Origin of the sequence: Citrobacter sp. (assembly GCF_050252275.1) — a bacterium.
Taxonomy (GTDB): domain Bacteria; phylum Pseudomonadota; class Gammaproteobacteria; order Enterobacterales; family Enterobacteriaceae; genus Citrobacter_A; species Citrobacter_A amalonaticus.
Map to the genome: position 1 here is coordinate 1 of NZ_JBFWLF010000179.1, position 9467 is coordinate 9467.

General features: G+C 52.1%; 10 protein-coding genes and 1 pseudogene. 7 read left to right on the forward strand and 4 right to left on the reverse strand.

All coding sequences use genetic code 11. The features are described from left to right. The 7 genes from AB7E14_RS15125 to hisIE all read left to right on the forward strand — a co-directional run. A partial coding sequence (locus AB7E14_RS15125) for a histidinol dehydrogenase (RefSeq protein ID WP_428169643.1) occupies positions 1-266 on the forward strand: 266 nt, incomplete at its 5' end. Further along, positions 263-1342 (forward strand): histidinol-phosphate transaminase, encoded by a 1080-nt coding sequence (hisC, locus tag AB7E14_RS15130; protein WP_428169644.1) that lies wholly within the window; start codon positions 263-265, stop codon positions 1340-1342. The genes AB7E14_RS15125 and hisC, both read left to right, overlap by 4 nt. Continuing rightward, positions 1339-2406 (forward strand): bifunctional histidinol-phosphatase/imidazoleglycerol-phosphate dehydratase HisB, encoded by a 1068-nt coding sequence (gene hisB, locus AB7E14_RS15135; protein ID WP_058588260.1) that lies wholly within the window; start codon positions 1339-1341, stop codon positions 2404-2406. Before hisC ends, hisB begins: the two co-directional genes overlap by 4 nt. Further along, entirely contained in the window at positions 2406-2996 is a 591-nt protein-coding gene (hisH, locus tag AB7E14_RS15140; protein ID WP_043000211.1) for an imidazole glycerol phosphate synthase subunit HisH, read from the forward strand. Before hisB ends, hisH begins: the two co-directional genes overlap by 1 nt. Continuing rightward, the gene (gene hisA / locus AB7E14_RS15145; protein ID WP_090049777.1) at positions 2996-3733 is read left to right on the forward strand and encodes a 1-(5-phosphoribosyl)-5-[(5-phosphoribosylamino)methylideneamino]imidazole-4-carboxamide isomerase; all 738 of its coding nucleotides are present in this window, start codon (positions 2996-2998) and stop codon (positions 3731-3733) included. The genes hisH and hisA overlap by 1 nt, the downstream gene beginning before the upstream one ends. Beyond that, positions 3715-4491 carry an imidazole glycerol phosphate synthase subunit HisF gene (gene hisF / locus AB7E14_RS15150; protein WP_200050003.1) on the forward strand — a complete coding sequence of 259 codons (777 nt, stop codon included), beginning with the start codon at positions 3715-3717 and terminating at the stop codon, positions 4489-4491. Before hisA ends, hisF begins: the two co-directional genes overlap by 19 nt. Further along, positions 4485-5096, forward strand: coding sequence for a bifunctional phosphoribosyl-AMP cyclohydrolase/phosphoribosyl-ATP diphosphatase HisIE (gene hisIE / locus AB7E14_RS15155; protein ID WP_044327335.1), 612 nt, complete (start codon positions 4485-4487; stop codon positions 5094-5096). The genes hisF and hisIE overlap by 7 nt, the downstream gene beginning before the upstream one ends. A gap of 62 nt (positions 5097-5158) precedes the next feature. On the opposite strand, the gene wzzB is transcribed toward hisIE, so the two are convergent. From wzzB to AB7E14_RS15175, 4 genes and pseudogenes are all read right to left on the reverse strand, one after another. Beyond that, positions 5159-6142 (reverse strand): LPS O-antigen chain length determinant protein WzzB, encoded by a 984-nt coding sequence (wzzB, locus tag AB7E14_RS15160; protein WP_428169645.1) that lies wholly within the window; start codon positions 6140-6142, stop codon positions 5159-5161. Between the two features lie 143 nt (positions 6143-6285). Continuing rightward, the gene (ugd, locus tag AB7E14_RS15165; RefSeq protein ID WP_044327334.1) at positions 6286-7452 is read right to left on the reverse strand and encodes a UDP-glucose 6-dehydrogenase; all 1167 of its coding nucleotides are present in this window, start codon (positions 7450-7452) and stop codon (positions 6286-6288) included. Positions 7453-7688: 236 nt separating this feature from the next. Continuing rightward, entirely contained in the window at positions 7689-9095 is a 1407-nt protein-coding gene (gene gndA, locus AB7E14_RS15170; RefSeq protein WP_044327333.1) for an NADP-dependent phosphogluconate dehydrogenase, read from the reverse strand. 166 nt (positions 9096-9261) lie between these two features. Then, positions 9262-9467: pseudogene (locus AB7E14_RS15175) on the reverse strand (phosphomannomutase CpsG); the annotation flags it as partial.

The following is a 9467-nucleotide window of genomic DNA, read 5'->3' on the forward strand; positions in this document are numbered from 1 at the left end:
CGGTGTTCCTCGGTGACTGGTCGCCGGACTCAGCGGGCGATTACGCCTCCGGGACTAACCACGTGCAGCCGACCTACGGCTATACCGCCACCTGTTCCAGCCTCGGGCTGGCGGATTTCCAGAAGCGCATGACGGTTCAGGAACTGTCGAAAGCGGGTTTCTCCGCGCTGGCTTCAACCATCGAGACACTGGCGGCGGCGGAACGCCTGACCGCTCACAAAAATGCCGTCACTTTGCGTGTTAACGCCCTGAAGGAGCAAGCATGAGCACTGAAAACACGTTCAGCGTCACCGACTTAGCCCGTGAAAACGTCCGCAATCTGACGCCGTATCAATCTGCTCGTCGTCTGGGCGGCAACGGCGACGTCTGGCTCAATGCCAACGAATTCCCGACAGCGGTTGAATATCAACTCACCCGGCAAACGTTGAACCGTTACCCGGAATGCCAGCCGAAAGCGGTGATTGAAAATTATGCGCAGTACGCCGGAGTTAAACCGGAGCAGGTACTGGTCAGTCGTGGCGCAGATGAAGGCATTGAGCTGCTTATTCGCGCCTTTTGCGAACCGAGGAAAGACGCGATTCTCTTCTGCCCGCCCACCTATGGGATGTATAGCGTCAGCGCCGAAACCATTGGCGTCGAATGCCGTACCGTACCGGCGCTCGCCGACTGGCAACTGGATATGCAGGCCATTTCTGACAATCTGAATGGCGTGAAGGTGGTTTACGTGTGCAGTCCCAATAACCCCACCGGACAACTGATTAACCCGCAGGATCTGCGCACGCTGCTGGAACTGACGCGTGGCAAAGCCATTGTGGTCGCCGACGAGGCCTATATCGAGTTTTGCCCGCAGGCAACGCTGGCGGGTTGGCTTTCTGAGTATCCTAACCTCGTCATTCTGCGCACGCTGTCCAAGGCGTTTGCCCTCGCTGGTCTGCGCTGCGGCTTTACGCTGGCGAATGAGGAGGTGATTAACCTGTTGTTGAAAGTGATCGCGCCCTACCCGCTTTCTACCCCTGTTGCCGACATTGCCGAACAAGCGCTGAGCCCGCAAGGCGTCAATGCTATGCGCGAACGCGTGGCGCAGATCCTGCTTGAGCGTCAGCACCTGGTGAAGGCGCTTAAAGAGATTGCCTGCGTTGAACAGGTTTTTGACTCCGAAACCAACTACATTCTGGCGCGCTTTACCGCCTCCAGTAGCGTATTTAAATCTTTGTGGGATCAGGGCATTATCTTACGAGACCAGAACAAGCAACCTTCTTTAAGCGGCTGTCTGCGTATTACTGTTGGTACCCGTGAAGAAAGCCAGCGCGTCATTGACGCTTTACGTGCGGAGCAAGTATGAGCCAGAAGTATCTCTTTATCGATCGTGATGGAACCCTGATTTCCGAACCGCCGAGCGATTTCCAGGTGGATCGCTTTGACAAACTCGCCTTCGAGCCCGACGTTGTGCCGGTGCTGCTGAAGCTGCAAAACGCGGGCTTTAAGCTGGTGATGATCACTAATCAGGACGGTCTGGGAACGCAAAGCTTCCCGCAAGCCGATTTCGACGGCCCGCATAATCTGATGATGCAAATCCTGACCTCTCAGGGCGTGCAGTTTGATGAAGTGCTGATCTGCCCGCATTTGCCTGCAGATGAGTGCGACTGCCGTAAGCCGAAAGTGAAACTGGTTGAACGCTATCTCGCTGAGCAGGCGATGGACAGCGCCAACAGCTACGTGATTGGCGATCGCGCTACTGATATCCAGTTGGCTGAAAACATGGGGATTACCGGGCTCCGTTACCATCGCGAGACGCTGAACTGGACGGCAATCGGCGAGCAACTGACGAAACGCGATCGCTACGCCCACGTTGAGCGCGTCACCAAAGAGACGCAGATTGACGTCAAAGTGTGGCTGGACTGCGAAGGCGGCAGCAAAATTAACACCGGCGTCGGCTTCTTCGACCATATGCTCGATCAAATTGCGACGCACGGCGGGTTCCGCATGGAGATTACCGTCAAAGGCGATCTTTACATCGACGATCACCACACCGTGGAAGACACTGGTCTGGCGCTGGGCGAAGCGTTAAAACTGGCGCTCGGCGATAAGCGCGGCATCAACCGTTTTGGCTTTGTGCTACCGATGGACGAATGCCTGGCGCGCTGTGCGCTGGATATCTCCGGGCGTCCGCACCTCGAATACCGTGCCGAGTTCACCTATCAGCGCGTCGGCGATCTGAGTACCGAGATGATCGAACACTTCTTCCGATCACTCTCCTACACCATGGGCGTGACGCTGCATCTGAAAACGAAAGGTAAAAACGACCATCATCGCGTGGAGAGTCTGTTCAAAGCTTTCGGCCGTACCCTGCGCCAGGCCATTCGCGTTGAGGGTGATACCCTTCCCTCCTCCAAAGGAGTGCTGTGATGAACGTGGTGATCCTCGACACCGGCTGCGCCAACCTGAACTCGGTGAAATCCGCAGTCGCGCGTCACGGTTATGATCCGGTGGTCAGCCGCGACCCGGACGTGGTGTTAATGGCCGATAAACTTTTTCTCCCCGGCGTCGGTACGGCGCAGGCAGCAATGGACCAGTTACGCGAGCGCGAACTGATCGAGCTGATAAAAGCTTGCACGCAGCCAGTGCTGGGCATTTGCCTCGGAATGCAAATTCTGGGGCGGCGAAGTGAGGAGACGAACGGCGTCGACCTGCTGGGCATCGTCGATCAGGACGTACCGAAGATGACCGATTTCGGTTTACCGCTGCCGCATATGGGCTGGAACCGCGTCTACCCGCAGGCAGGCAACCGGTTATTCCAGGGCATTGAAGACGGCGCGTATTTCTATTTTGTGCACAGCTATGCCATGCCGGTCAATCCGTGGACCATCGCCCAATGCCACTACGGCGAACCGTTCACCGCCGCCGTACAAAAAGATAACTTCTTTGGCGTGCAGTTCCACCCGGAGCGTTCGGGTGCCGCTGGCGCACAGTTGCTGAAAAACTTTCTGGAGATGTGATGATTATTCCGGCTTTAGATTTGATCGACGGCACCGTCGTGCGTCTCCATCAGGGTGATTATGCACAGCAGCGCGATTATGGCACCGACCCACTACCGCGTTTACAGGATTACGCAGCGCAGGGTGCCGAGGTGTTACACCTGGTTGACTTAACCGGCGCGAAAGATCCGGCGAAACGACAGATCCCGCTGATAAAAACCCTGGTAGCTGGCGTGAACGTACCGGTCCAGGTCGGCGGCGGCGTACGTACTGAAGACGACGTTGCGGCCCTGCTGGCAGCGGGTGTCGCTCGTGTGGTGGTTGGCTCCACGGCGGTAAAGTCGCCAGACATGGTGAAAGGCTGGTTCGCGCGTTTTGGCGCTGATGCCCTGGTGTTGGCGCTCGACGTACGCATAGATGTGCAAGGAAACAAACAGGTGGCGGTGAGCGGCTGGCAGGAAAACTCCGGCGTTTCGCTCGAAGAACTGGTCGAAACCTATCTGCCAGTGGGCCTGAAACATGTGCTCTGTACGGATATTTCTCGCGATGGTACGCTGGCGGGCTCGAATGTCTCCTTGTATGAAGAAGTCTGTGCAAAATACCCGCAAATTGCCTTTCAATCCTCCGGTGGCATTGGCGACATCAATGACGTTGCGGCCCTGCGCGGAACCGGCGTGCGCGGCGTGATCGTCGGGCGTGCGCTGCTGGAAGGCAAATTCACCGTTAAGGAGGCGATCCAATGCTGGCAAAACGTATAATCCCTTGCCTCGACGTTCGCGATGGTCAGGTCGTGAAAGGCGTGCAGTTCCGTAATCACGAAATCATCGGCGACATCGTCCCGCTGGCGAAACGCTACGCCGATGAAGGTGCCGATGAACTGGTGTTTTACGATATTACCGCGTCCAGCGATGGTCGTGTGGTCGATAAAAGCTGGGTTTCGCGCGTCGCGGAAGTGATCGACATTCCTTTCTGCGTGGCGGGCGGGATCAAGTCGGTTGACGACGCGGCCAAAATTCTCTCGTTTGGTGCAGACAAAATCTCCATCAATTCGCCAGCGCTGGCTGACCCGACGCTGATTACCCGTCTGGCAGAGCGCTTTGGCGTACAGTGTATTGTGGTGGGTATTGATACCTGGTACGACGCTGAAACCGGTAAATACCATGTCAATCAGTATACCGGCGACGAAAGCCGCACCCGCGTTACCACCTGGGAAACTCTCGACTGGGTACAGGAAGTGCAAAAGCGCGGTGCCGGAGAAATCGTCCTCAACATGATGAACCAGGACGGCGTGCGTAACGGTTACGACCTCGAACAGTTGAAAAAGGTACGTGACGTTTGCCGCGTACCGCTGATTGCGTCCGGCGGTGCGGGAACCATGGAACACTTCCTCGAGGCTTTCCGCGATGCCGATGTCGATGGCGCGCTTGCCGCCTCCGTCTTCCACAAACAGATAATCAATATTGGTGAATTAAAAGCGTACCTGGCAACGCAGGGCGTGGAGATCAGGATATGTTAACAGAGCAACAACGCAGCCAACTGGACTGGGAAAAAACCGACGGACTGATGCCTGCCGTCGTACAACACGCGGTGTCCGGTGAAGTGTTGATGCTGGGCTATATGAACCCAGACGCGCTGGATAAAACCCTTGCAACCGGCAAAGTCACCTTTTTCTCACGCACCAAACAGCGTCTGTGGACCAAAGGCGAGACGTCGGGCAACTTTCTGAACGTGGTCAGCATTGCGCCAGACTGTGATAACGATACCCTGCTGGTGCTGGTAAATCCTGTCGGACCCACCTGTCACAAAGGCACCAGTAGCTGCTTCGGCGAGACCAGTCATCAGTGGCTGTTCTTGTATCAACTTGAACAGCTACTCGCTGAACGCAAAACAGCCGACCCGGCAAGTTCCTATACCGCGAAACTGTATGCCAGCGGCACAAAGCGCATCGCACAAAAAGTGGGTGAAGAAGGTGTCGAAACCGCGCTGGCTGCCACGGTACATGACAAATTCGAACTGACCAACGAAGCATCGGATTTGATGTATCACCTGTTGGTCCTGCTACAGGATCAGGATCTCAACCTGACGACAGTCATTGAGAACCTGCGCAAACGCCATCAGTGATCGTAAGGCGTAATAAAACCGGGTCAGTTCAACTGGCCCGGTTTTTTATTAGAAGAAAAATGTTACTGCGCTTTTGGCTTGTAGTTACGCAGCGCGTTACGCCCCAGCACCACGCCGGCACCAATCATTCCACCGAGTAGTGTCGCCAGTATCAGAGTGATCGCTTTTTTCGGGCTATCGCGACGAATCGGCAATGTCGGCTTCATCACGTAGCGATAGGCATGAATACTGTCAGGCTGCACTTTCAGCGCCTTAACCGCTAACAGATTCTGACGGGTCTGGTAGTAGTCATCCGAAAACGTTAACGGTCGGGTCGCTTCGTTATTCACCATCGATGAAAGCGCATCGCTCCCCAGCATAAACATAGTGTCCTGTGAGACCTGATCGGCCTGCTGAACCTGCGGCAGCTTGATGTTGGCCTGTTTCGCTACGGAAAGCGCCTGATTGATCTGGGCAATGCGCAGTGCTTTTTGTTCCTGAGCGACCTTTTCCTGCGCTACGAGCGAATGCTCTAAGTCAGAAGCACGTGTTTTAATGCTCATCGCGAGGTCAGTATTAATTTCTTTGGAAACCGCTTCATCAACCTGCTGAATGTACTGCGCCAGCGTTTTTTGCGCGGATTCAGCCGAGGTTGCCTGATAGGAAACTTTCAACGGAAGAGGCTGGCCTTTTACAGACGGGTCGATGGTCAGCTTCTCTGGCTGTTGCTGATTATCAAGCGTTTCAGAAAGCGCGGAAAATGCCGAGTTAAAACGTCCAATCACACCCGACTGAACATCGTTCACTTTTGGCGCATCCTGACCGTAAAGAATACTCATGGCATTGGTATACGTTGCCAACTGCCCAGCTTCAGGTTGAGTAATAATCGCCGTTGAGGTCCATTTTTCTTTCGCCACCGCCAGGTAACCCACAGCCAGAGCGATAGCCACAATAATGCAGATGATTATTGTCACTTTACCGCGCCAAATCTGAATCACTAAGTCAATTAAATCAATCTGTTCCGGTTCGTTGCTGCGCCCGGATAGGTTGTTATTTTCCACTGTCATCATTGCCCTAAACAAGAAAGCTCTAAACTCGCCACAGTTTATCGGGAAACGTAATTTATGCCATAGGAAATTTGGTAGGATTGCGAAAATTCTGGTAGGTCTTTAACCCATTATCAGGGACTCCCTTCCCCTCAGTTGACTAATCAATCACTGCCAAAAAGATCGCGGGTATAGACTTTTTCGGACACATCTTTGAGCTCTTCAGCCATGCGGTTTGAGATAATGACGTCAGCCTGTAGTTTAAACTGCGTCAGGTCACGTTCGATTCGCGAGTTGAAAAACGTCTCGTCCTGCATTACGGGTTCATATATCACCACTTCCACACCTTTAGCTTTAATGCGCTTCATGATCCCCTGAATGGAGGATGCGCGAAAGTTATCCGAGCCGCTTTTCATGATCAGACGATAGATTCCCACCACTTTTGGTTTTCTGGCGAGAATGGCATCAGCGATAAAGTCTTTACGAGTGCGGTTGGCATCAACGATTGCGGAAATAATATTATTCGGGACTGACTGATAATTAGCCAAAAGCTGCTTGGTATCCTTTGGCAGGCAATAACCGCCGTAACCAAATGAAGGATTGTTGTAGTGATTGCCAATACGCGGATCCAGACAAACCCCCTCGATGATCTGGCGGGTATTTAAACCTAAACTTTCAGCGTAGCTATCGAGTTCGTTAAAATAGGCCACGCGCATCGCCAGATAGGTGTTGGCAAAAAGCTTGATCGCTTCTGCTTCAGTAGAATCCGTAAACAGCGTAGGAATATCTTGCTTCACCGCCCCTTCCTGAAGCAAAGCGGCAAACCGCTCTGCCCGTTCAGAGCGCTCGCCGATGACAATACGCGATGGATATAAGTTGTCATAGAGCGCCTTACCTTCACGCAAAAATTCAGGGGAAAAAATAATATTTTGTGTTTTGAATTTCTTACCCATCGCGGCGGTAAACCCAACCGGGACGGTAGACTTAATTATCATTACCGCATTTGGATTAATCGCTATCACATCCTGAATGACAGACTCGACGCTTGAAGTATTGAAGTAATTGGTCTTCGGATCATAATCGGTCGGCGTCGCAATAATAACATAATCTGCGTTTCGATAGGCGTCATGTTTATCCAGGGTGGCTTTGAAATTAATATTCTCCGACGTTAAGAACTGCTGAATTTCTTTATCGACAATCGGAGATATCCGATCATTCAACATTTCAACACGAGAAGGGATGATGTCTAACGCAACCACATCATGATGCTGTGCGATTAGCAGACCGTTGGACAGGCCGACATATCCGGTACCGGAGATGGTGATTTTCATTGCATGCTCTCAGAATTAACTTAATTAGACATCATGATGTATTCACATCCTGACACGTTATTATTGTTTTAGCGTCTGAGCGAATAATGTGTCAACGAAGCCTAATACAATTAGGATTATCTTTATCATCCTAAAGGGACAATATTAAGTTAATATTAAGCGATGAAGATTATGCAATAAGAATCAGGATAAAAAAAAGCCCGGTCTTTAGACCGGGCTTCTGACAAACAATGTATTTAATCCATCCATTCGGTATGGAAAACACCTTCTTTATCAGTACGTTTATAGGTATGCGCACCGAAGTAATCACGTTGTGCCTGGATCAAGTTAGCTGGCAGTACTTCAGCACGATAGCTGTCATAGTAGGCAACGGCCGCAGAGAAGGTCGGTACCGGGATGCCATTCTGAACAGCGTAGGCAACAACATCACGCAGCGCCTGCTGATATTCATCAGCGATGTTCTTGAAGTACGGATCTAAGAGCAGATTGGCAATGCCTGCATTCTTCGCGTAGGCGTCCGTGATCTTCTGCAAGAACTGCGCACGAATAATGCAGCCTGCACGGAAAATCTTCGCGATTTCACCGTAATTCAGATCCCAGTTGTACTCATCGGACGCCGCACGCAGCTGAGAGAAGCCCTGCGCGTAGGAAACGATTTTGCCGAGATAAAGCGCACGACGAACTTTCTCAATAAACTCAACTTTATCAGCCGCAGGCTGCGCTTTCGGACCGGTCAGGACCTTAGAGGCAGCAACACGCTGGTCTTTCAGCGAGGAGATGTAACGCGCAAAAACGGATTCAGTGATCAAAGATAGCGGTTCGCCGAGATCCAGAGAACTTTGACTGGTCCACTTACCGGTACCTTTGTTTGCCGCTTCGTCCAGAATGACATCAACGAGGTATTTACCCTCTTCATCTTTTTTGGTGAAGATGTCTTTAGTGATGTCAATCAGGTAGCTGCTAAGCTCGCCGTTGTTCCATTCCGTAAAGGTGCTGGCCAGCTCTTCATTAGAGAGATTCAGGCCGCCTTTGAGCAGAGAATAGGCTTCAGCGATGAGCTGCATATCGCCATATTCGATACCGTTGTGTACCATTTTCACGTAATGGCCTGCGCCATCAGCACCGATATAGGTCACACAAGGCTCGCCATCTTCAGCGACTGCAGCGATCTTAGTCAGAATTGGTGCCACCAGTTCGTAGGCTTCTTTCTGCCCACCCGGCATGATAGAAGGCCCTTTCAGCGCACCTTCCTCACCACCGGAAACACCGGTGCCGATGAAGTTGAAACCTTCAGCAGAAAGTTCACGGTTACGACGAATGGTGTCCTGGAAGAAAGTATTACCACCATCAATGATGATATCGCCTTTATCCAGATACGGTTTCAGAGAATCAATGGCAGCATCGGTACCCGCGCCTGCTTTCACCATTAACAGGATACGACGAGGCGTTTCGAGGGATTCAACAAACTCTTTCACCGTGTAATAAGGCACCAGTTTCTTGCCCGGGTTCTCGGCAATCACTTCTTCGGTCTTTTCACGGGAGCGGTTGAACACGGAGACGGTATAACCACGGCTCTCGATGTTGAGCGCCAGGTTGCGCCCCATCACTGCCATGCCGACGACGCCGATCTGTTGCTTGGACATTACATACTCCTGTCAGGTGTGTTCACCGCGCGACGCATGCGCGGCTTGAATGTATTGCAGATGTTAACTCAGTAATAGGATAGCTGAATAGCTTTTCATAAACGGGATCACATCGATTGTATATTCGTTATTGGCTGATAAGAGGTATCACAATTACTTCCCCTACTCATTCGTTTAAGATGAGCAAAATTTCTTTTGTTTTCTCTTCCATTAATTGCGTGTTTGCTCGTGACTCAACATTCAATCGTACCACCGGTTCGGTGTTGGAGGAGCGCAGGTTGAAACGCCAGTCGACGAACGACATGCTGATGCCGTCGGTTCTGTCCACCGCCAGCGCCTCGCTGGCAAAGTGTTGTTCCACCCGAGAAATCG

What these genes read in the sequence shown, in the direction of transcription:
- gndA (WP_044327333.1), bottom strand. Translation starts at nt 9,095, where the DNA reads ATGTCCAAGCAACAGATCGGCGTCGTCGGCATGGCAGTGATGGGGCGC.
- hisIE (WP_044327335.1), top strand. Translation starts at nt 4,485, where the DNA reads ATGTTAACAGAGCAACAACGCAGCCAACTGGACTGGGAAAAAACCGAC.
- hisC (WP_428169644.1), top strand. Translation starts at nt 263, where the DNA reads ATGAGCACTGAAAACACGTTCAGCGTCACCGACTTAGCCCGTGAAAAC.
- hisH (WP_043000211.1), top strand. Translation starts at nt 2,406, where the DNA reads ATGAACGTGGTGATCCTCGACACCGGCTGCGCCAACCTGAACTCGGTG.
- hisB (WP_058588260.1), top strand. Translation starts at nt 1,339, where the DNA reads ATGAGCCAGAAGTATCTCTTTATCGATCGTGATGGAACCCTGATTTCC.
- ugd (WP_044327334.1), bottom strand. Translation starts at nt 7,452, where the DNA reads ATGAAAATCACCATCTCCGGTACCGGATATGTCGGCCTGTCCAACGGT.
- hisF (WP_200050003.1), top strand. Translation starts at nt 3,715, where the DNA reads ATGCTGGCAAAACGTATAATCCCTTGCCTCGACGTTCGCGATGGTCAG.
- hisA (WP_090049777.1), top strand. Translation starts at nt 2,996, where the DNA reads ATGATTATTCCGGCTTTAGATTTGATCGACGGCACCGTCGTGCGTCTC.
- wzzB (WP_428169645.1), bottom strand. Translation starts at nt 6,142, where the DNA reads ATGACAGTGGAAAATAACAACCTATCCGGGCGCAGCAACGAACCGGAA.